This is a genomic window from Pseudomonas sp. GW821-FHT09H03 (genome assembly GCF_059415945.1).
The window spans coordinates 51,917-72,207 of sequence record NZ_JBWKOF010000011.1 but is presented as its reverse complement, the minus strand read 5'-3'; the positions used below and the strand labels follow the sequence as shown (position 1 = coordinate 72,207).

The 20,291-nt window shown below is 60.4% G+C and carries 18 protein-coding genes; 6 read left to right on the top strand and 12 right to left on the bottom strand.

Annotation, left to right across the window (positions count from 1 at the left end; all coding sequences use genetic code 11):
• Positions 1–29: 29 nt before the first annotated feature.
• A complete protein-coding gene (locus AC07OG_RS17170) occupies positions 30–782 on the bottom strand; it encodes an anti-sigma factor family protein (protein WP_495067573.1) in 753 nt (250 codons plus the stop codon).
• On the bottom strand, positions 779–1,285 hold the full coding sequence (locus AC07OG_RS17165; protein WP_495067572.1) for a sigma-70 family RNA polymerase sigma factor: 507 nt from the start codon (positions 1,283–1,285) through the stop codon (positions 779–781). The genes AC07OG_RS17170 and AC07OG_RS17165 overlap by 4 nt, the downstream gene beginning before the upstream one ends.
• A gap of 164 nt (positions 1,286–1,449) precedes the next feature.
• Between AC07OG_RS17165 and AC07OG_RS17160 the strand changes: the two genes are divergently transcribed.
• Positions 1,450–2,535: a catalase family peroxidase gene (locus tag AC07OG_RS17160; protein ID WP_218425022.1), complete on the top strand. Its 1,086-nt coding sequence runs from the start codon at positions 1,450–1,452 to the stop codon at positions 2,533–2,535.
• Positions 2,532–3,077 carry a cytochrome b gene (locus tag AC07OG_RS17155; protein ID WP_218425021.1) on the top strand — a complete coding sequence of 182 codons (546 nt, stop codon included), beginning with the start codon at positions 2,532–2,534 and terminating at the stop codon, positions 3,075–3,077. The genes AC07OG_RS17160 and AC07OG_RS17155 overlap by 4 nt, the downstream gene beginning before the upstream one ends.
• A 172-nt stretch (positions 3,078–3,249) precedes the next feature.
• Here AC07OG_RS17155 and AC07OG_RS17150 read toward each other — a convergent pair whose 3' ends face one another.
• Both AC07OG_RS17150 and AC07OG_RS17145 read right to left on the bottom strand, forming a co-directional pair.
• The gene (locus AC07OG_RS17150; RefSeq protein ID WP_495067571.1) at positions 3,250–4,401 is read right to left on the bottom strand and encodes a M14 family metallopeptidase; all 1,152 of its coding nucleotides are present in this window, start codon (positions 4,399–4,401) and stop codon (positions 3,250–3,252) included.
• A gap of 482 nt (positions 4,402–4,883) precedes the next feature.
• A complete protein-coding gene (locus AC07OG_RS17145) occupies positions 4,884–5,216 on the bottom strand; it encodes a DUF6124 family protein (protein WP_060543514.1) in 333 nt (110 codons plus the stop codon).
• Between the two features lie 129 nt (positions 5,217–5,345).
• On the opposite strand from AC07OG_RS17145, the gene AC07OG_RS17140 reads away from it, so the two are divergent.
• Positions 5,346–5,993, top strand: coding sequence for a LexA family protein (locus AC07OG_RS17140; RefSeq protein WP_060543515.1), 648 nt, complete (start codon positions 5,346–5,348; stop codon positions 5,991–5,993).
• 39 nt (positions 5,994–6,032) lie between these two features.
• On the opposite strand, the gene AC07OG_RS17135 is transcribed toward AC07OG_RS17140, so the two are convergent.
• From AC07OG_RS17135 to AC07OG_RS17120, 4 genes are all read right to left on the bottom strand, one after another.
• A complete protein-coding gene (locus tag AC07OG_RS17135) occupies positions 6,033–7,988 on the bottom strand; it encodes an acetyl/propionyl/methylcrotonyl-CoA carboxylase subunit alpha (protein WP_495067570.1) in 1,956 nt (651 codons plus the stop codon).
• A complete protein-coding gene (locus AC07OG_RS17130) occupies positions 7,988–8,803 on the bottom strand; it encodes a gamma-carboxygeranoyl-CoA hydratase (RefSeq protein WP_495067569.1) in 816 nt (271 codons plus the stop codon). The genes AC07OG_RS17135 and AC07OG_RS17130 overlap by 1 nt, the downstream gene beginning before the upstream one ends.
• 111 nt (positions 8,804–8,914) lie before the next feature.
• The gene (locus tag AC07OG_RS17125; protein WP_495067568.1) at positions 8,915–10,522 is read right to left on the bottom strand and encodes a carboxyl transferase domain-containing protein; all 1,608 of its coding nucleotides are present in this window, start codon (positions 10,520–10,522) and stop codon (positions 8,915–8,917) included.
• A 12-nt stretch (positions 10,523–10,534) separates the two neighbouring features.
• The gene (locus tag AC07OG_RS17120; RefSeq protein WP_060543519.1) at positions 10,535–11,698 is read right to left on the bottom strand and encodes an isovaleryl-CoA dehydrogenase; all 1,164 of its coding nucleotides are present in this window, start codon (positions 11,696–11,698) and stop codon (positions 10,535–10,537) included.
• A 341-nt stretch (positions 11,699–12,039) separates the two neighbouring features.
• Here AC07OG_RS17120 and AC07OG_RS17115 point away from each other — a divergent pair, with 341 nt between their 5' ends.
• On the top strand, positions 12,040–13,734 hold the full coding sequence (locus AC07OG_RS17115; protein ID WP_495067567.1) for an AMP-binding protein: 1,695 nt from the start codon (positions 12,040–12,042) through the stop codon (positions 13,732–13,734).
• 8 nt (positions 13,735–13,742) lie between these two features.
• On the top strand, positions 13,743–14,000 hold the full coding sequence (locus tag AC07OG_RS17110; protein ID WP_495067566.1) for a hypothetical protein: 258 nt from the start codon (positions 13,743–13,745) through the stop codon (positions 13,998–14,000).
• Positions 14,001–14,396: 396 nt separating this feature from the next.
• On the opposite strand, the gene AC07OG_RS17105 is transcribed toward AC07OG_RS17110, so the two are convergent.
• From AC07OG_RS17105 to AC07OG_RS17095, 3 genes are all read right to left on the bottom strand, one after another.
• Positions 14,397–15,296, bottom strand: coding sequence for a hydroxymethylglutaryl-CoA lyase (locus tag AC07OG_RS17105; protein ID WP_495067565.1), 900 nt, complete (start codon positions 15,294–15,296; stop codon positions 14,397–14,399).
• Positions 15,297–15,477: 181 nt separating this feature from the next.
• Positions 15,478–15,879 (bottom strand): MerR family transcriptional regulator, encoded by a 402-nt coding sequence (locus AC07OG_RS17100; protein ID WP_060543522.1) that lies wholly within the window; start codon positions 15,877–15,879, stop codon positions 15,478–15,480.
• Between the two features lie 205 nt (positions 15,880–16,084).
• Positions 16,085–17,014, bottom strand: a complete 930-nt coding sequence (locus AC07OG_RS17095) for a LysR family transcriptional regulator (RefSeq protein WP_060543523.1) — start codon at positions 17,012–17,014, stop codon at positions 16,085–16,087.
• A gap of 178 nt (positions 17,015–17,192) precedes the next feature.
• Here AC07OG_RS17095 and AC07OG_RS17090 point away from each other — a divergent pair, with 178 nt between their 5' ends.
• The gene (locus tag AC07OG_RS17090; RefSeq protein ID WP_060543524.1) at positions 17,193–18,422 is read left to right on the top strand and encodes an acyl-CoA dehydrogenase; all 1,230 of its coding nucleotides are present in this window, start codon (positions 17,193–17,195) and stop codon (positions 18,420–18,422) included.
• 337 nt (positions 18,423–18,759) lie between these two features.
• On the opposite strand, the gene AC07OG_RS17085 is transcribed toward AC07OG_RS17090, so the two are convergent.
• Positions 18,760–20,100, bottom strand: coding sequence for a substrate-binding domain-containing protein (locus tag AC07OG_RS17085; protein ID WP_495067564.1), 1,341 nt, complete (start codon positions 20,098–20,100; stop codon positions 18,760–18,762).
• Between the last annotated feature and the right edge of the window lie 191 nt (positions 20,101–20,291).

Here is a 20,291-nt window from a genome sequence, read left to right as displayed (position 1 = left end):
GTCATGCCGCAGAACCAGTGGGGGCGTGATCAGAACTGCGTGGTTTGCTTGAGCATCTGCGCCGCCGCCGTATCCGCCGGGCTGACCATCGCATAGTTGTAGCCACTGCCCGACCAGTACTCGGCCTGTAACCCGCCATCGATACGACTGCCCCTGGGCAACAGGAAGTTTTTCGGCCCTGGCGGGCGCACGTAGAAACTGATTTTCTGCCCGCCCTGATCCTCGTAGACCACCATGGCCGCAGGGCCTTGTTCAGTACTCAGCAAACGCCCGCTGGCCGGTTTGAATCCTGCACCCGAGAGGTCGGGCAGGCGATTGGCCCGGGTGAAGTAGCGGTCGAGCCAATCCTGCATATCACCGTCGGCGCCGACTTTGTAATCCGCTGGCAGGACGCCTTGCTGGGCAATCAGCCGATACGCCTGCAGGGCATCGGTCATCGGAAGCTGGGGGCTTGCCAGTGTCATTTGTCGCGCTTGCCAACCGCTGATACCGCCGATGCTGACGGCGATGAGCAACACAGCGGCACTGGCCAGGTGTCGACGGGACTGGCGTTTGAGGCGCTGGCGTATCACCGCCGGATCAAGCGTGGGGTTCGGCGGCTGTTGCAAGGCGCCACCGAGGGCCGCGCGCAGGTGCTGGGCATCCTGCTGCCAGGCGCGCACTTGTGCGGCCACTTCGGGGTTATTGCCGAGAAAAGTCTCCACCAGGCGGCGGTCGGCGTCGCTCAGTTGATGGTCGACGTAGGCGTGCAGGTCGCGCTCGCCGGGGGGCATGCTGATCATTTGAGTCTCCGCAGGGAAGGGCGGTTGATTTCGCCATCACTGAGTTGGCGCAGGGCCTGGCGCGCCCGGGACAGGCGGGACATCACGGTACCGGTGGGGACGTCGAGAATCTCGGCGACCTCTTTATAGCTCAAGCCTTCCACGGAAACCCAGAGCAGCAGCGCACGCTGCTCGGTGGGCAGTTGGTCAAAGGCATTGAGGGTGGATTGAGCCATCACCGTGCGCTCTACCGAAGGCTGCGCATCGTCGCGCCCGGTGAAAAATTCGAGCATTCGCGCATAACGTCGCGAGCGTCGGTGCGCATCGAGAAACTGTCGATACAGGATCGAAAACAACCAGGCGCGCAGGTCGCCGCCCGCACGTTTACCGCCCCAACTGGACAGCGCACGCTCCAGGCTGGCTTGCACCAGGTCATCGGCGCTGCTGGCGTTGCGGGTCAACGACACGGCAAAACGGCGCAGTCGCGGAATGATTTCTCTGAGTTGTTCGTCAATATCGTTCATGAAGTTCTGACTGGTCACTACGCTGTGGTGAGTGTCCAGCAAGACGCTTGGTATCGGAAGTTATTCCATGCCTGAAAAAATAAACACCGCACCAAGGAATAAACCCGGGTGCGGTTCGTCTGCTTGATTCTTCTCACTTGTGGCCGATGGCCCTGGAGTCTTTCATGGTAGATCGATCATCACCGCCGGGCAGGCCACCGTTGAGTGCCGCGAGCCTGACGTTACGACTGGCGGGCATTGCCGTGGTTGTCGCCGCAGTCGCCGGGGCTTTTGCCTATGTCAACGGTACGCTCGACCCCCAGCGCCTGACCCCGAAAAAACTGATCAATGTGCTCGAAACCAACAACGGCGTGCATCCCGGGTTCCGTCGCAACCACTCCAAAGGCGTTTGCGTGATCGGCCATTTCGAGAGCACTGACGAGGCGCGCAGCTTTTCCACAGCTCAGGTGTTCAATCAGGCACAAACCCCGGTGGTCGGGCGATTCGCTTTGCCAGCCGGCAATCCATACGCGCCGGACAACGCCGTGCCGATCCGCAGCATGGCGCTGCGCTTCACCCAGGCCAACGGTCAGCAATGGCGCACCGGGATGAACAGCATGCCGGTGTTCCCGGTAGGTACGCCGCAAGCATTCTATGAGCTGCAAAAAGCCCAGTCACCGGACCCGGCCACCGGCAAGCCGAACCCCGCTGCGCCGCCGGCGTTCTTCGCTTCTCATCCGGAAACCGCACCGTTTCTGGCCTGGATCAAAACCGCCAAACCGTCTGCCAGTTACGTGACCGAGACCTACAACAGCGTCAATGCTTTTTACCTGGTCAACGCGGCCGGGCAAAAGCAGGCCGTGCGCTGGAGCATGGTGCCGGTGGCGCAGGATGCGGCGGGGGCGACGGCACCGCAAGGGGGCGATTTTCTCGAGAAAGATCTGGTTCAGCGAATCGCCGCGGGGCCGTTGCGCTGGCAGTTGAACATTACCCTGGCCAACCCCGGCGACCCGGTCAATGACGCCAGCAAGGCCTGGCCTGAGGGGCGCAAGGTATTGAACGCCGGCACCCTGGTGCTTGAGAAAGCCCAGGCACAACTCAACGGCGAATGCCGTGACATCAACTACGACCCCTTGGTACTGCCCGCCGGTATCGAAGGGTCCGACGACCCGTTGCTCGCGGCTCGTTCAGCCGGCTACTCCAATTCCTACCTGCGTCGCACCAGCGAAGTCAGCCAATTGCCCGCCGCCAAACAGGAGACCCGGCAATGAGCACTCAACCTAACCACTTCGCACCGCTGGCGCGCCTGCTGCACTGGCTTATGGCGCTGATGATCATCGCCATGCTATTTATCGGCGCGGGCATGGTTGCCTCGGTTTCCGAACGTCATGAATGGCTGATCCACCTGCACAAACCCCTGGGCGTGGCCATTTTGCTGTTGGTGATCGTGCGCCTGGTGGTGCGCTTCTCCACCACGCAGCCACCGCTGCCGGCAGATTTGCCGGGGTGGCAAGTATTGGCGGCCAAGGCGTCGCATGTGTTGCTGTACGCCTTGATGCTGGTCATACCCCTGTTGGGCTGGACGATGATTTCCGCGTCTGGCGAGCCGGTGATGCTCAGCAACTCGCTGCAGTTGCCGTCGATTGTGCCGGCCAATGCCCAGGTATTTGCCTTCCTGCGCAAGTCCCACGGCTATCTGGCGTATCTGTTGTTCCTGACCGTGCTGCTGCACCTGGCGGCGGCGTTGTTCCACGGTTGGGTACGGCGGGATGAAGTGCTGGACAGTATGCTGCGGGGCAGGGATCGCACCTGACCCCTACGCGATCCTGTGGGAGCTGCGGTGCGGCGATCCGACTTGCCGGCGATGGGCCTGAGACGTACGAAACACTCATGCCTCTATCGCCAGCAAGCCGGCTCCTACGGTGATCATCAGGACGCATCCAGTTCGATCAGACCGCAGTGGCCGGTGCGACCATCGAGGTGAATCAGCGCAGGGTATCGACCATGTCAGCCACGGTGGTCAACACGTCCTTGCCCAACTGTTTGGAGCGCTTGCCCGACCATCCCGTCAAGGTATTGGGCGAATCATTGTTGTCCTTGAAGGGCATTTCCAGGGTCAACGACAGGCAGTCGAACTTCTCGCCGACGCTGTTGCAGGCCAGGGTCATGTTGGCTTTACCCGGTTCGTCCCGGGTGTAACCGTATTTGCTCTGGAAGTCCTTGGTCAGGTGCTTCAGGTGGCTGCGGAAGTGCTCTTCGAGTTTTTCAATCCGTGGCGTGTAGCCCGGGTTGCCTTCGCAACCGGCGGTGAACACGTAAGGGATTTCCTCATCGCCATGGATGTCGAGGAACAGGTCGACTCCGTACTGTTCCATTTGCTGCTGTACGAACAGGACTTCCGGGCTGATCTCCTGGCTGGCGCTCTGCCAGGCCCGGTTCAGGTCCTGGCCCATGGCGTTGGTGCGCAGATGACCGTGGAACGCACCGTCCGGATTCATGTTTGGCACCAGGTACAGGTCGGCGCTGGCCAGCAGCTTGTTCAGTACCGGGTCGTCGTGCTGCTCCAGGCGTTCGATCACCCCTTCCATGAACCATTCGGCCATGTGTTCGCCCGGATGCTGTTGGGCAATCATCCACACCTTGCGTCGGCCTTCGGCCCCGGTGCCTTTGCGCAGCAACTGGATATCCCGCCCCTCGACGCTCTTGCCGGTCGCCAGCAGTTCGGTGCCGGCCTTGGTCTGGGCCTGCTCGATCAGCCAGTCGTGGCGACCACGGCTATAGGGTTCGAAATAGGCGAACCAGGCATGAGTGGCAGTGGTTTCAAGGCTGAAACGCAGGCAGTCGCCCTCGAAGATGGTCGGTACGCGGAACCAGTTGACGTGGTCGTAGGACGCGACTGCCTGATAACCATCCCAGGCTTTGTTATACGAGGATCGACTGGCGTTGTTCAGGCGAAACCAGTGTTCCTGGCCGACATGCAGGCCGCTGGCCTTGAAGTGGAACCACTGGAAATGCTGACTGCGGGTATCGGGTTTGATGGCCAGCAATGCCTGCAGCGGATTGCTGATATCCAGCACTTCAATGTTGCCGCTGTCGAAGTTGGCACTGATGTCGAAGGAGGATTTCGCCACGGTCATAATCGGTTCCTGAATATGATTTTATGGTGGCTACTTTACACGCAAGGCTTGGGTGAAACCGAGGGAATTTATGGGGTGGAGCAGTGGGGGCGTCCTCCATGACGCCGGCGCAGCTTAGAGACTATGCAATTGATTCTCAAGTGCTATTCGTCGTTGGTTTGATCCAGTGGTGCCGGGCTTCTATTGCCATCGGCCATTCTTTTGCCATCATCGGCGCCATTCAATTAGCGGCCCCCCAAAGACTTCATTAGCCTGAAGCCAAAGCCAGATTAACTGGCAAAAAAAGACCCGGCAAAAAGCCGGGTCAAAAACCGTGATTAGCCTGATGAGGAGATAGTCCAGGAGACCGACCTAAGGTCACCTGGTCCATCGACTGATCTCGCGATCAGTAGATGTAATAATAATCATTATCGTTTGTAGGTCAAGCATTTTTATCCGTGCGGGAAAATTCTCTTCCGCCCTCCCGTATTTTCGTCCGCGCTTCAGCGTCCTTCCAGAGAACGATCCACCAGGGCCTTGGCCATGTCGATCATGTGCACGGTCGAAAACGCCAGGTCGCGGATGGCGCCTTGCAGATGGCTGGCCGATTCGAACGCGGTGGCCGCGGCACAGCGCAACAGGTCTGAAGCATGGACCAATGCCTCTTCACTGCTGACGTTGCGGCTCACATCGAAGAAGCGCGTCTCGACCACCGCCTCGGAAACTGTTGGTTTCAAGTAATAGTCCAGCGCTCGTTGTGCTGCGGCAGAGCCTTGCGGCGAGGTCAGGGTGGTGTCGATTTGCATGTCTGGCAGGTCGTTGGCAGGGTGTTCCATGATGATGGCAAACTCCGTGATGAATTCAGATCCGTGAATTCATGTTAGTACGATCTGTATTTGTGACGATAATTTAAATACTACAATTTGTGTTTTGATGGCCGGAGACGCCCACGTATCGTGCCGCACATGGATAAATGGATTGAATTGGTCAAGGCCAAGATGGGTGAACTCAAAATCACCCAGGAAATACTCGCCGAACGCCTCGGGATGTCCCAGGGCGGCATTGGTCATTGGCTTAACAAACGTCGTGAGCCGGGCATCGATGACATGAATCGTGTCCTGCAGGCGCTGGGCCTGGGGTTTCTCGAGGTCGCCCTGGTGATCAAGGAACCGCAGGCATCCAAGGACGACGAAATCCCTCTGACACAAAAGTACAACCCGTATTTCCGTTACCCGGTCAGTGACTGGCGCGAACCTGTCGAAGTGCGCGACGGCGACACCGCGGTCTATGACACGGGGCGTTTCGAGTTGTCCGATTACCACGCCCGGGGCGCAGCATTCTGGCTGACAGTGACAGGGGATGCGATGACCGCACCCTGTGGCATCAGCATTGCCGAAGGCATGATGATTCTGGTGGATCCGGCAGTGGCGGCGGTGCCGGGAAAACTGGTCATTGCGCAGTGGCCCGACTGCCCCGAGGCGACCTTTCGCAAGCTGATCGAAGAGGGCGGGCAGCGTTACCTGGTCCCGCTCAATCCGACGTATCCGAAAGCCTTGTACCACGACGAGTGCCGAATCATCGGCGTAGTGGTTCAGGCAACCGCCAAATTCTGATCAGATCGGTCCTCGCAAGGCGTAGGACCGATCTTCATTTCAGGCTTCCTCCAGTTCGACCAGTGCGCTGCCTTCGCTGACCATCTCGCCTTCCTGGCAATACAGCGCCTTGATCACCCCGGCATGGGGCGCGCGGATGCTGTGCTCCATCTTCATCGCTTCCAGCACCACCAACTGCGCCCCGGCTTCCACGGTTTGCCCGGCCTCCACCAGCACCCGCACGATGCTGCCGTTCATCGGCGCGGTCAGGCCGCCCTGATGGCTGTGGCTGGCTTCGACGGCGCTGATCGGGTCGTAGGACTCGATGCGGCGCAGTTCGCCCTGCCATTGCAGATACACGGCGTCGCCGCTGCGAATGGCGCGATGCTGGCGACGTACGCCATTGTGCTCAGTCGTCAGGTAGTCGCCTGAGAGCCTGGCACTGTGAGCATCCGTGGCACCCAGGGTCAGCGCCCGGTCCTGGCCTTCGCAGCTCAGGTGCAGGGTGACTTCCCGCGGCAGTCCGACACGCAGGCCGCTGCGAGCGGCCCACGGCGAACTCGGGTCATCGGTTCGGGTTGCGTGCGGCTGGCTCTGGGCAAACGCCTGGGCGGCCGCCTGCCAGAAGTCTTCGCCGAGCTCGGACGGGGCCGGCAACAGCTGTTCGTGGTAGCGCGGGATGAACCCGGTATCGAGTTCGGCAGCGGCAAACGCCGGGTGAGCGATGATGCGGCGCAGGAAGTTGATGTTGGTCTTCAGACCGCCAATGGCGAATTCGTCGAGCATGCTCAACAGGCGCAGACGCGCCTGTTCACGGTCCTCGCCCCAGGCAATCAATTTGCCGAGCATCGGGTCGTAGAACGGCGAGATTTCGTCGCCTTCTTCTACACCGCTGTCGACCCGGCGCCCTGGCCCTTCGGCAGATTCACGATACAAATCCAGGCGTCCGGTTGCGGGCAAGAAATCGTTGCCCGGGTCTTCGGCATACAGCCGTACTTCGATCGCGTGGCCGATCAGCGGCACCTGGTCCTGGGTCATCGGCAATGCCTCGCCGCGAGCCACACGAATCTGCCAGGCCACCAGGTCGAGGCCGGTGATGGCTTCGGTGACCGGGTGCTCGACCTGCAGGCGTGTGTTCATCTCCATGAAGAAGAATTCACCGCGGGCGTCCAACAGAAACTCGACGGTGCCTGCACCGACGTAGCCGATGGCCTGGGCCGAGCGCACGGCGGCTTCGCCCATGGCGCGGCGCAGTTCCTGGCTCAGGCCTGGCGCCGGTGCTTCTTCGACGACTTTCTGGTGGCGACGCTGGATCGAGCAGTCCCGTTCGTTGAGGTACAGGCAGTTGCCGTGCTGATCGGCGAAGACCTGGATCTCCACGTGGCGCGGTTTGAGCAGGTACTTCTCCACCAGCATCCGCGAGTCACCGAAGGACGACTGCGCTTCACGCTGGGCCGAGGCCAGGGCTTCAGCCAGCTGGCTGACGTCCTCGACCACTTTCATGCCCTTGCCACCGCCCCCGGCCGTGGCCTTGAGCAGCACTGGATAGCCGATGCGTTCGCAGGCCGCACGGAACGTTTCCAGGTCCTGGGCTTCGCCGTGGTAGCCGGGCACCAGCGGTACGCCGGCGGTTTCCATCAAGGCCTTGGCCGCGGACTTGCTGCCCATGGCGTCGATGGCCGAGGCGGGCGGGCCGAGGAAGATCAGGCCGGCGTTTTCGATGGCGCGGGCAAAGCCTGCGTTCTCCGACAGAAAGCCGTAGCCGGGGTGAATGGCCTGGGCGCCACTGGCCTTTGCCGCAGCGATCAGTTTGTCGATTTGCAGGTAGCTGTCGGCGGCCTTGCTGCCGCCCAGGTCGACGCGAATATCGGCTTCACGGCTGTGGCGGGCGTCACGGTCAGTGGCGCTGTGCACGGCCACGGTGGTCAGCCCCAGGGCCTTGGCGGTACGCATCACCCGACAAGCGATTTCGCCGCGGTTGGCCACCAGCAGAGTGGTGAGGACAGGTGCGCTCATCAACGCGGCTCCTTGGTGGTGGTGGGTGCCTGCCAGCTCGGCGGCCGTTTTTGCAGGAAGGCGCGCAGGCCTTCCTGGCCTTCGGGACTGACGCGGATGCAGGCGATGGCGTTTTCGGTGTAGCGGCGCAATGCGGGGGTCAGTGAGCCGTCGCCGACTTCGCGCAACAGGTCCTTGCTGGCGCGCATCGCGGCCGGACTGTTGAGTAGCAGATTGTCGATCCACTGCTCGACGTTCTGTTCCAGCTCGGCACCGGCGTAGCTCTGCGACAACAAACCGATTTCCCGTGCCCGCTGCCCGCCGAAGCGTTCGGCGGTCAATGCATAACGACGGGTCGCGCGCTCGCCGATGGCTTGCACCACGAACGGGCTGATCACCGCTGGCGCCAGGCCGATGCGCACTTCCGACAGGCAGAACTGTGCGTCATCGCTACCAATGGCCATGTCGCAACAACTGATCAGGCCCAGCGCGCCGCCAAAGGCTGCGCCTTGCACGACGGCCATGGTCGGGATCTTCAGTTTGGCCAGGTTATACATCAACTCCGCCAGTTCCCGGGCGTCATCGAGGTTGGTGGCGTAATCGAGTTCAGCCGATTGCTGCATCCAGGCCAGGTCGGCGCCGGCACTGAAATGCTTGCCGCGACCGCGCAGCAACAGGAAACGTAAACTGGAATCGCTCGCTACTTGGTCGAGGGCGAGGATCAGCTCGCGGATCATTTCGGCGTTGAAGGCGTTGTTCTTTTCTTCACGGCTGAGCCACAGGGTGGCGAAACCCCGAGGGTCGGTCAGCAGTTCCAGCGTATTGAAGTCGCTCATGTTCTTCCGTCTCCACGGTCCTTGTGGGAGCGGGGTTGTGCAGTTTTACGACTGCTGCGCAATCGAACGGGGGCAAGCCCCCTCGCCACACAAGCCCGCTCCCACAGAAAATCACATCCGGAACACGCCGAAGCGGCTCGGTTCGACTGGCGCGTTCAACGACGCCGACAAGGCCAGGGCCAGTACGTCGCGGGTCTGTGCCGGGTCGATGACACCGTCGTCCCACAAACGCGCGCTTGAGTAGTAGGGGTGGCCCTGTTCTTCGTACTGGTCGAGGATCGGTTGCTTGATCTCGTTTTCCTGCTCGGCGCTGAAACCCTGGCCACTGCGTTCGGCCTGCTCGCGCTTGACCTGCACCAGGACGCCGGCGGCCTGTTCGGCGCCCATTACACCGATGCGAGCATTGGGCCACATCCACAGGAAGCGCGGATCGTAAGCCCGGCCACACATACCGTAGTTGCCGGCGCCGAAGCTGCCGCCGATGATCACGGTGAATTTCGGTACCTTGGCACAGGCCACGGCGGTCACCAGCTTGGCGCCATGCTTGGCGATGCCACCGGCTTCGTACTTCTGGCCGACCATGAACCCGGTGATGTTTTGCAGGAACAGCAAGGGGATGCCGCGCTGGCAGGCCAGTTCGATAAAATGCGCACCTTTCTGCGCAGCTTCAGCGAAGAGAATGCCGTTGTTGGCGAGGATGGCGATCGGGTAGCCGTGCAGCCAGGCGAACCCGCACACCAGGGTGGTGCCAAACAGTGCTTTGAATTCATCGAACACCGAACCGTCCACCAGTCGCGCGATGACTTCGCGTACGTCGAACGGTTGCTTGGCGTCGGCCGACACCACGCCATACAACTCGTCGCTGCTGTACAGCGGTGCAATGGGCGCGCGCTGCTGCACTTCACCGAGCTTGCGCCAGTTGAGGTTGGCGACGCTGCGCCGAGCGATAGCGAGGGCGTGTTCGTCGCTCTCTGCATAATGGTCGGCCACCCCGGAAACCTTGCAGTGCACGTCGGCCCCGCCAAGGTCTTCGGCGCTGACCACTTCACCGGTCGCCGCTTTCACCAGCGGCGGGCCGGCCAGGAAAATCGTCGCCTGGTTACGCACCATGATCGCTTCGTCGGCCATGGCCGGTACGTAAGCGCCACCGGCGGTGCAGGAGCCCATGACCACGGCGATCTGCGGGATACCCATGGCGCTCATGTTGGCCTGGTTGAAGAAGATCCGGCCAAAGTGCTCGCGGTCCGGGAATACTTCGTCCTGGCGCGGCAAGTTGGCGCCGCCGGAGTCCACCAGGTAGATGCACGGCAAGCGATTCTGCTGGGCGATGGTCTGGGCGCGCAGGTGCTTTTTCACGGTCAGCGGGTAATACGAGCCGCCTTTTACCGTGGCGTCGTTGGCGACGATCATGCACTCAACGCCTTCCACGCGGCCGATCCCGGCAATCACGCCAGCGGCGGGAACGTCTTCGCCGTAAACCTCATACGCTGCCAATTGGCTGATCTCGAGAAAGGGCGAACCCGGATCCAGCAGACGATTGATGCGTTCACGGGGCAGCAGTTTGCCTCGCGAAGTGTGGCGTTCTTGCGCTTTCGGGCCGCCACCTTGCGCCACTTGGGCGAGCAGGGTGTGCAAGGCCTCGACCTGTTTGAGCATCGCCGCGCTGTTGGCCGCGAACTCCGCTGACCGGGGATTGAGCTGGGTATGCAGGGTAGCCATGAGCAGCTCCGATTAGCGGGTTTCGTTGAACAGTTCGCGTCCGATCAACATACGGCGGATCTCACTGGTTCCCGCGCCGATTTCGTACAGCTTGGCGTCGCGCAACAGGCGGCCGGCCGGGAATTCGTTGATGTAGCCGTTGCCACCGAGAATCTGGATGGCGTCGAGGGCCATCTGCGTGGCACGTTCAGCGCTGTAGAGGATTACGCCGGCGGCGTCCTTGCGCGTGGTTTCGCCGCGCTCGCAAGCCTGGGCCACTGCGTACAGGTAGGCGCGGCTGGCGTTGAGCTGGGTGTACATGTCGGCGACTTTGCCCTGGATCAGCTGGAATTCGCCGATGCTCTGGCCGAACTGCTTGCGATCGTGGATGTACGGCACGATCAGGTCCATACAGGCCTGCATGATCCCGGTCGGGCCGCCCGAGAGCACCACGCGCTCGTAATCGAGACCGCTCATCAGTACTTTGACGCCGCCGTTGAGCACGCCGAGGATGTTTTCCTGCGGCACCTCGACGTCGTCGAAAAACAGTTCGCAGGTGTTCGAGCCGCGCATGCCGAGCTTGTCGAATTTGTTGCTGCGGCTGAAGCCTTTCCAGTCGCGCTCGACGATGAAGGCGGTGATGCCATGAGGACCCTTTTCCAGGTCGGTCTTGGCGTAGATCACGTAGGTGTTGGCGTCCGGACCGTTGGTGATCCAGGTCTTGCTGCCGTTGAGTACATAGTGGTCGCCGCGTTTGTCGGCGCGCAGCTTCATCGATACCACGTCGGAACCGGCGTTGGGTTCGCTCATGGCCAGGGCGCCGATGTGCTCGCCGCTGATCAGCTTCGGCAGGTATTTGCTTTTCTGCTCGTGATTGCCGTTACGGTTGATCTGGTTGACGCACAGGTTCGAGTGGGCGCCATAGGACAACGCCACCGAGGCCGAGCCACGGCTGATTTCTTCCATCGCGACCACGTGCGCCAGGTAACCCAGGCCGGCACCGCCGTACTCTTCCGGCACGGTGATACCCAACAGGCCCATGTCGCCGAATTTACGCCACAGGTCAGCGGGGAACAGGTTATCGATGTCGATCTGAGCGGCGCGCGGAGCGATCTCTTTGGCGACGAAGGACTGAACCTGATCGCGCAGCATGTCGATGGTTTCACCGAGGGCAAAATTCAGGGATGGGTAGCTCATGGGGCACCTTTTTGGCTTTTTTGTAGGGCGGGGAGGGCAGTGATCTACCTCTCACCTTTACGTTAACGTAAACCTGTGTCGAATGGCTGTCAATCGCCCTTTACGTTAACGTCAACTTGAGCGAGAGTAGAGCCAGTTCAAGATAGAGCGCGGTCCTGCTCTGTGGGAGCGACCTGTGGTGAGGGGGCTTGCTGTGGAGAGGGGGCTTGCTGTGGAGAGGGGGCTTGCTGTGGAGAGGGGGCTTGCCACAGACAAGCCCCTCATCTCAGTAGGCTCTCTAACCAAGGTTGCTCCCACAGGTGTCCGCCGGTAGCCCATTAATAAAGACAATAGGGGTCGTCATGGATCAACTCACTGCAAGCCCGCAACGCAGCTATACCCGCGGTTCCCAGGACAAAGCCTTGCTGGCGATGACCATAGGCCAGGCGTTCGACAATACGGTCGCGCAGTACCCGGACGGGGAAGCGCTGGTAGTGCGCCATCAACAGCTGCGCTACACCTGGCGGCAACTGGCGGAAGCGGCAGATTTGCATGCCAGGGCGTTGCTGGCCCTGGGGTTGCAGGCCGGTGACCGTCTCGGCATCTGGGCTCCGAACTGTGCCCAGTGGTGCATTACGCAGATCGCCACGGCGAAAATCGGCGTGATCCTGGTCAACATCAATCCCGCCTACCGCAGCTGCGAACTCGAGTACGTCCTCAAGCAATCCGGTTGTCAGTGGCTGGTCTGCGCCGGTGCGTTCAAAACCTCGGACTATCATGCGATGCTGCAAGGCCTGGTACCGGAACTGGCCGGGCAATCCATCGGCAAACTGCACAGCGAGCGTCTGCCGGACCTGCGCGGGGTCATCAGCCTGGGTGCGCAACCACCGTCGGGCTTCCTGCCTTGGTCGCAGCTTGCCGATCTGGCCGGCAGCGTATCCTTGGAGCAATTGCACGAACGCCAGGCCAGCCTGCACTTCGATCAGCCCGTGAACATCCAGTACACCTCCGGCACCACCGGGTTCCCCAAGGGCGCGACCCTGAGTCACTACAACATTCTCAACAACGGTTACATGGTCGGCGAAAGCCTTGGCCTGACCGCCGCTGATCGCCTGGTGATCCCGGTGCCGCTGTATCACTGCTTCGGCATGGTCATGGGCAACCTCGGTTGCATCACCCATGGCAGCACCATGATTTATCCCAGTGACGCCTTCGATCCGCTGCTGACCCTGAGCACCGTCGCCGAAGAAAAGGCCACTGCGTTATATGGCGTTCCGACCATGTTCATCGCCATGCTCGACCAGCCACAACGCGCCGGGATTGATCTGTCGACTCTGCGGACCGGGATCATGGCGGGCGCGACGTGCCCCATCGAAGTGATGCGCCGGGTCATCAGCGAAATGCACATGAACGAAGTGCAGATCGCCTACGGCATGACGGAAACCAGTCCGGTGTCGTTGCAGACCGGTCCTGCGGACGAACTGGAACTGCGCGTGACCACGGTCGGCCGGACTCAGCCGCAACTGGAAAGCAAGATCATCGACGAGGCGGGCAACCTGGTCCCCCGTGGCACCATCGGTGAGCTGTGCACCCGCGGTTACAGCGTGATGCTCGGCTACTGGAACAACCCCGAAGGTACCGCGCTAGCGATCGATCAGGCCGGCTGGATGCACACCGGCGACCTGGCGAGCATGAACGACGAGGGTTACGTGTGCATTGCCGGGCGTAACAAGGACATGATCATCCGTGGTGGTGAAAACGTTTATCCGCGCGAGCTCGAAGAGTTCTTTTTTACCCACCCGGCCGTGGCCGACGTGCAGGTGATTGGTATTCCATGTTCGCGTTACGGCGAGGAGATCGTCGCCTGGATCAAGTTCCACCCCGGCCACAGCGCTACCGAGCAGGAGCTGCAGGCCTGGTGCAAGGAGCGCATCGCGCACTTCAAGACGCCGCGTTACTTCAAGTTCGTCGATGAGTTTCCGATGACCGTGACCGGCAAGATCCAGAAGTTCCGCATGCGCGAGATCAGCATCGCGCAGCTCAACGCGAAGCTGTAGGAGCCGGCTTGCTGGCGATGCAGGCGCCGCAGTCCATCAGTCAGATCGCGTCATCGTTCATCGCCAGCAAGTCAGCTCCTACGGATCAAGAATTTCAAATCGCAGACAGCACAAAGGGGAGCCGAAGCTCCCCTTTAATTTGTCGTTGCGCGTGCTCTTTTTTTATTATTGAGGGTTGGTCTGTTGTTGTTTTTGGTGACCGTGACCCTTTACCGCTGTTTTTTGGCGATCCCCATTCAGGATCAAGAGCAAACGTATTTTTTTGAGCGCTGATCTGCTTTTTCGCTTAGCGATCCAACCGATTCGGGAGCTACCTGAAGGTAGTTTTATTGTTCTCTGCCCGGTTGCGGGTTGCTCCGAAAAGCACCCTGAAAAGCACACCTTCTCCAAAAAAATCTGTTAGCTGCGTCTCTGTCGTGTTGTTCTTGTTATGTCAGAGTCGTTACGTCTTATTTTTATTGGGTTTGCCGCAATTTTTTTGTTCTTGTTATGCCATAGAGATAGCAGGACCCGTGCCAACTTTTTAAAACCCTTTAAAATCAATGCTTTATCATTTTGTGAGGGTTTTTGTTGCGGGCAAAACCTGAGAATTTGTTTCCGTGTTACTCGATTGCGCCCCACATTTATGTCCGTGGGGTAACACCCGGACACACTACCCACACTTATTGCGCGCTACGGGCCCGGGCCACACGGGAACCTGTAGGTCGGCCCAATACAGTGCAGATTTGCTGACCGGCGAGCACCAGGGCGTCCAGGTCGATGCCGGTTTCGATACCCAGGCCATTGAGCAGATACACCACGTCTTCGGTGGCGACGTTACCGCTGGCGCCCTTGGCGTATGGGCAACCACCGAGGCCGGCGATGGAACTGTCGAACACGGCGATCCCTTCCAGCAGGCTGGCGTAGATGTTGGCTACTGCCTGGCCATAGGTGTCGTGGAAATGTCCGGCCAGTTTGTCCCGGGGTACCTCGGCGGTGACCGCGTCAAACATCTTGCGGGTGGCACCTGCGGTGCCGGTGCCGATGGTGTCACCCAGAGAGACTTCATAGCAGCCCATGGCATAGAGCTCGCGGGCCACCAGCGCTACCTGCTGCGGCGAGACTTCGCCTTCATAGGGGCAACCCAGCACACAGGACACATAACCACGCACACTCACGCCGTGTTGTCTGGCAGCGTCCATGATTGGCACGAAGCGCGCCAGGCTTTCGCTGATTGAGCAATTGATGTTGCGCTGGGAAAACGCTTCGGATGCCGCCGCAAACACCGCAACCTCCTTGACCCCGGCGGCGAGAGCGTCTTCAAAACCGCGCAGGTTGGGCGCGAGCGCGCCGTACACCACTCCGGGTTTGCGCTGGATCTGCGCGAAGACTTCAGCGGAACCGGCCATCTGCGGCACCCACTTTGGGGACACGAAACTGCCGACTTCTATATAGCCAAGCCCGGCAGCCGTCAGTGCGTCCACCAGTTGCACCTTATCGGTAACGCTGATGGGTTGGGCTTCGTTTTGCAGGCCGTCGCGGGGACCGACTTCGACAATGCGTACGTGGGTGGGGAGGGACATGGGATTGGACCTGTGTGATTGTCTGAATACAGAGAGAACCTTGTAGGACCAAGCTTTTGTGGCGAGGGGGCTTGCCCCCGTTGGACTGCGCAGCAGTCCCATTTTCTGGGGCCGCTCCGCGACCCAACGGGGGCAAGCCCCCTCGCCACAAAGGCTCGCTCTCGCAGTGGGTCGTGCTGGCTTACTGGACCGCTTGCTGGTTTTCGATGGTTTGCTCCAGCGCCTGCACGCAGCGCTCTTGCGCAGTATCGAGTTCCAGTTTCATCTGTTCGATGTCCAGCAACTGCTGCTCAAGCTGCTCGCGGCGCTCGCTGATTTTCGCCAGCATGCTGTGCAGTTGCTTGGTGTTACCGCTGGACGGGTCATAGAGCTCGATCAGCTCTCGGCATTCGGCCAGCGAGAAGCCAATGCGCTTGCCCCGCAGGATCAGCTTCAGGCTGACCTTGTCGCGGGGCGAATAAATACGTTCCTGACCACGGCGTTCGGGGCTGAGCAAACCTTGCTCTTCATAAAAGCGAATGGCCCGGGTGGTGATGTCGAGCTCGCGGGCGAGGTCGGAAATACTGTAGGTCTGGCTGCTCATGGACGCGCTCGCAAAAGGTCATGGCGCTAAGCTAATGGCAGGTTGACGTTTACGTCAAGCGGCAGGTTTTTTTGCTGCTCTTGCTGGCTCCATCGCGAGCAGGCTCGCTCACACAATGGATATTCATTGTGCACACAATCTGTGTATTACAAGTATCCCTGTGGGACCGAGCCTGCTCGCGATAGGAGCAACCCGGTATCTATTCCTACACTTTCTCGAGCTTTTTCTCCTGCGCCGTCACCTGCTGGCACAACTCGATCATCTGCTCACGCATCCAGCGGTTGGCCGGGTCCTGATCGGTGCTTTCATGCCAGTAGAGGTGGGTTTCCACGGGCGGTACATCGTTGACCGGTAGATAAAAGGCATGCAGATCATTGCGGCGGGCAAACCGCTCCGGCACGGTCATGACCATGTCCGTCTGCTGCAACACCTGGGACGCCATCAGATAGTGTTGGGAACGCAGGGCGATCTTGCGCTGGATACCCATCTTGCCCAGCGCCAGGTCGACATAGCCCAGGCCGCTGCGGCGACTGGAAATATGAACATGGGTCAGCCCCAGATAATCATCGAGGGTGAATTTCTCTTTGCCCGCCAGCGGGTGCCCCTTGCGCATGGCGCACACATAGCGGTCTTCCATCAACTTGACATGGCGCACCTGCGGATCGGTGTTGAGCGGTGCATCCACGGCGAAGTCGAGTCGACCAGCGGCCAGCTCCTTGGTGGTTTCCCGGCGCTTGGACAGGAAACTCTCGATGATCACCGTCGGCGCCAGGCGGCGCAGGCGCTGGAACAGCGGTGGCAGGATCACCGCTTCAGTGAGGTCGGTCATGCTGATGCGGTAGGTCTTGGCCGCCTGCAGCGGGTTGAAAATGCGGCTTTCCTGCACTGATACGCGCAGCAGCGAGAGCGCGTTGCGCACCGGGCCTATGATGTTCTGGGCCATGGGCGTGGGCACCATGCCTTGGGCGGTGCGCACGAACAACGGGTCGTTGAAGGTCTCGCGCAGGCGGGCCAGGGCGTTCGACACGGCCGGTTGGGTAATGCCGACAATCTGTCCGGCGCGGGTCAGGTTGGCTTCGGTGTAGATCGCGTCGAAGACGATGAAAAGGTTGAGGTCGACCTTGCTCAGATTCATTGCGCTGCGCTCTTGTTATCAAGGTTTCTTTACGTGACCCGAGGGCCTTGGCGATAAGCCGATCATATATCGGTGATGAATGTTTATACACGCTGAGAATAGGCTAGGTAAATTTTCATGGCTGTTCTAGCATCGATTGCATGATCTAAACAACCTCCCCCAAGAAGGTATCTTGCTCATGGATTTCGCTTATTCGCCCAAGGTTCAGGAACTGCGTGAGCGCGTGACTGCGTTCATGGACACCTACGTTTATCCGGCTGAAGCCGTGTTCGAGCGCCAGGTCGCAGAGGGTGATCGCTGGCAGCCGACTGCGATCATGGAAGAACTCAAACTCAAGGCCAAGGCAGAAGGCCTGTGGAATTTGTTTCTGCCTGAGTCCGAACTCGGCGCCGGCCTGAGCAACCTCGAATACGCGCCGTTGGCGGAAATCATGGGGCGCTCGCTGCTGGGACCTGAGCCGTTCAACTGTTCGGCTCCAGACACCGGCAACATGGAAGTGCTGGTGCGTTACGCCAACGAAGAACAGAAGCAACGCTGGCTCGAGCCACTGCTGCGTGGCGAGATCCGTTCGGCATTCGCCATGACCGAGCCAGACGTTGCGTCCTCTGACGCCACCAACATGGCCGCCCGCGCCGTGCGCGATGGCGACGAGTGGGTGATCAACGGCAAGAAATGGTGGACTTCCGGCGCCTGCGACCCGCGCTGCAAGATCATGATATTCATGGGCCTGAGCAATCCTGACGCGCCGCGCCATGCGCAGCACTCGATGATCCTCGTGCCGGTGGACACTCCCGGCGTGAAGATCGTGCGACCGCTGCCGGTGTTCGGCTACGACGATGCGCCGCATGGCCACGCCGAGGTGCTGTTCGAAAACGTCCGGGTGCCGTACGAAAACGTCCTGCTGGGCGAAGGACGCGGCTTCGAAATCGCCCAGGGTCGCCTTGGCCCGGGCCGGATTCACCACTGCATGCGCTCGGTCGGCATGGCCGAGCGTGCGCTGGAACTGATGTGCAAACGCTCGGTCAGCCGTACCGCATTCGGCAAGCCGCTGGCACGCCTGGGCGGTAACATCGACAAGATTGCCGACTCGCGCATGGAAATCGACATGGCTCGCCTGTTGACCTTGAAAGCGGCCTACATGATGGACACTGTCGGCAACAAAGTGGCCAAGAGCGAAATTGCGCAGATCAAGGTCGTAGCGCCAAACGTGGCACTGCGAGTGATCGACCGGGCGATCCAGATTCATGGCGGGGCAGGGGTTTCCAACGATTTCCCGCTGGCCTACATGTACGCCATGCAGCGCACCCTGCGTCTGGCCGACGGCCCGGACGAAGTGCATCGCGCAGCGATCGGAAAATTCGAGATCGGCAAATATGTGCCCAAAGAGATGATGCGTAGCGAGCATTGATCAACACAAGTTCTGTGCTGATCACCGGCTGTGGCGAGCGGGCTACCTTGTGGCGAGGGGGCTTGCCTGTGGCGAGGGGGCTACCTGTGGCGAGTGGGCTTGCCTGTGGCGAGGGGGCTTGCCCCCGTTGGGTGGCGAAGCCACCCCCCCCATAACCACCAGCGCGGTTTTACAAATAAACCGCGTGCTATGTTTTAAGGGCTGCTGCGCAGCCCAGCGGGGGCAAGCCCCCTCGCCACAGAAAAGCCTTTGCACAGGTAGCTTCTTGAGACAGCAAGCCCCCTTGCACAGAAAGCTCCTCGCCACAGCAGGTCCCTCGAGCCACATTTGGCAGTGTTCAGTACACCCAAACCTCAACCCGCCGATTCTTGATCCGCCCCTCATCCGCGCTGTTGGCCGCCACCGGCATCTCGGCGCCAAAGCCGCGAATCTCGCGCAATACCACACCGCTTTTCACCAGTTCCCGTCGCACCGCCATGGCCCGCAGTTTCGACAACAGATCAGCGCGCCCCGGATCGCTCTTGGCGTCTCCAAAGCCGACCAGTGTCACCTTTCGATCGGTTTTTTCGTGCTGCTTTATATAGTCGAGCACCCGTGACAGATCCTGTCGGGCCTTGTTGTCCAGGCTGGCGCTGCCTTCCTCGAAACGGAAATTCACCGACAGGCGCTGGGCGTGACGGCTCAGGGCCTGGTACCCCTCCGGCATCAACGCATTAGGGCTGACGGCCATGGCCTGGACCGTCTGCGCGATAAAACCGTTGGCGGCGACGATCGCCTGGCCTTTACTACTTTGGGCGAACTCCGCCAGTGCCTGTGCCCAAGGATTTTTCCCTCTCGGCGGCAAGTAGAAAAACAGCCGGCGCGATAATGGGTAGTCTTCCGTGGCGATCAGATTGTTGAGCGCCAGCATGGCTTGCGATTGGCCGTCGGCAATTGCCACAGCTTTGGCCTGACGCACATAGGGCAGGCCAATAAAACCGATGCCTTGCGGATCGCTGCTGACCGCATCGGACAACTGTTCGCTGGACTCGAAGCGTGTTGCTGAGCTACTCAGGTTTTTTCCACGGCCACTGAGCACCAGTTCCTTGAAGGTGTCGTAGGTACCGGATTGATCATCGCGCGCATACAGATGAATGGTCCCGCCGCTGCCGCCGACTTCTTCCCAGGTTTTGGCTTCGCCATTGAAAATCCGCGCCAGTTGCACGATGTCCAGTTGTTGCAGCGGATTTTTCGGGTGGAGGATGATCGCCAGGCCATCGATGGCGATGACCTGTTCGGCGCCAGGGCTTTTCAGATCACCAAGGGATTCCAGGTCGACCAGTTCGCTGTCCTTGATCGGGCGTGACGAGGCGGCGAGGTCGGCGTTGGCGGTTTTCAGGGCGATGAAGCCGGTGCTGGAACCGTGGGCGGCGACTTCCACCACCACCCGGCGACCCTGTGCGGTTTCGCCGACAATGCGCAGTTCGTTGTCGTTGTCTGCGGTTTCGCGGTGGATGTTGCGCAGGCCTTGTTCGTGCAGCAGTCCTTCGACCAGTGCCGGGCCCAGTGCGGCACCGATGGTGTTGGAACCCTGGATGCGCAGCACCGGCCCTTGATCGGGCACCGGCAAGTCACTGGCCGAGGCGTTTTGTGCCAAGCCAGCGCATAACGTCAACAGGAGCAACACGCGCAGCATCATGCCGGCACCTTTCAAAGTGGAAGGAAGTGCCGGGAGATTAAGTCAGTAAGGTTTCCGAAAAATGACACTTTTCGGTGATTGTCTTTTGTGGGAACGGGCTTGCTCGCGAAAGCGGTGTTTCAGTCGACTTTAATGCTGATTGACACACCGCATTCGCGAGCAAGCCCGCTCCCAAAGGAGATTAATGCAGG

Bases quoted from the DNA above. Each gene is read 5' to 3' on its own strand.
- AC07OG_RS17170 (WP_495067573.1), bottom strand. From the start codon at position 782: ATGATCAGCATGCCCCCCGGCGAGCGCGACCTGCACGCCTACGTCGAC.
- AC07OG_RS17165 (WP_495067572.1), bottom strand. From the start codon at position 1,285: ATGAACGATATTGACGAACAACTCAGAGAAATCATTCCGCGACTGCGC.
- AC07OG_RS17160 (WP_218425022.1), top strand. From the start codon at position 1,450: ATGGTAGATCGATCATCACCGCCGGGCAGGCCACCGTTGAGTGCCGCG.
- AC07OG_RS17155 (WP_218425021.1), top strand. From the start codon at position 2,532: ATGAGCACTCAACCTAACCACTTCGCACCGCTGGCGCGCCTGCTGCAC.
- AC07OG_RS17150 (WP_495067571.1), bottom strand. From the start codon at position 4,401: ATGACCGTGGCGAAATCCTCCTTCGACATCAGTGCCAACTTCGACAGC.
- AC07OG_RS17145 (WP_060543514.1), bottom strand. From the start codon at position 5,216: ATGGAACACCCTGCCAACGACCTGCCAGACATGCAAATCGACACCACC.
- AC07OG_RS17140 (WP_060543515.1), top strand. From the start codon at position 5,346: ATGGATAAATGGATTGAATTGGTCAAGGCCAAGATGGGTGAACTCAAA.
- AC07OG_RS17135 (WP_495067570.1), bottom strand. From the start codon at position 7,988: ATGAGCGCACCTGTCCTCACCACTCTGCTGGTGGCCAACCGCGGCGAA.
- AC07OG_RS17130 (WP_495067569.1), bottom strand. From the start codon at position 8,803: ATGAGCGACTTCAATACGCTGGAACTGCTGACCGACCCTCGGGGTTTC.
- AC07OG_RS17125 (WP_495067568.1), bottom strand. From the start codon at position 10,522: ATGGCTACCCTGCATACCCAGCTCAATCCCCGGTCAGCGGAGTTCGCG.
- AC07OG_RS17120 (WP_060543519.1), bottom strand. From the start codon at position 11,698: ATGAGCTACCCATCCCTGAATTTTGCCCTCGGTGAAACCATCGACATG.
- AC07OG_RS17115 (WP_495067567.1), top strand. From the start codon at position 12,040: ATGGATCAACTCACTGCAAGCCCGCAACGCAGCTATACCCGCGGTTCC.
- AC07OG_RS17105 (WP_495067565.1), bottom strand. From the start codon at position 15,296: ATGTCCCTCCCCACCCACGTACGCATTGTCGAAGTCGGTCCCCGCGAC.
- AC07OG_RS17100 (WP_060543522.1), bottom strand. From the start codon at position 15,879: ATGAGCAGCCAGACCTACAGTATTTCCGACCTCGCCCGCGAGCTCGAC.
- AC07OG_RS17095 (WP_060543523.1), bottom strand. From the start codon at position 17,014: ATGAATCTGAGCAAGGTCGACCTCAACCTTTTCATCGTCTTCGACGCG.
- AC07OG_RS17090 (WP_060543524.1), top strand. From the start codon at position 17,193: ATGGATTTCGCTTATTCGCCCAAGGTTCAGGAACTGCGTGAGCGCGTG.
- AC07OG_RS17085 (WP_495067564.1), bottom strand. From the start codon at position 20,100: ATGATGCTGCGCGTGTTGCTCCTGTTGACGTTATGCGCTGGCTTGGCA.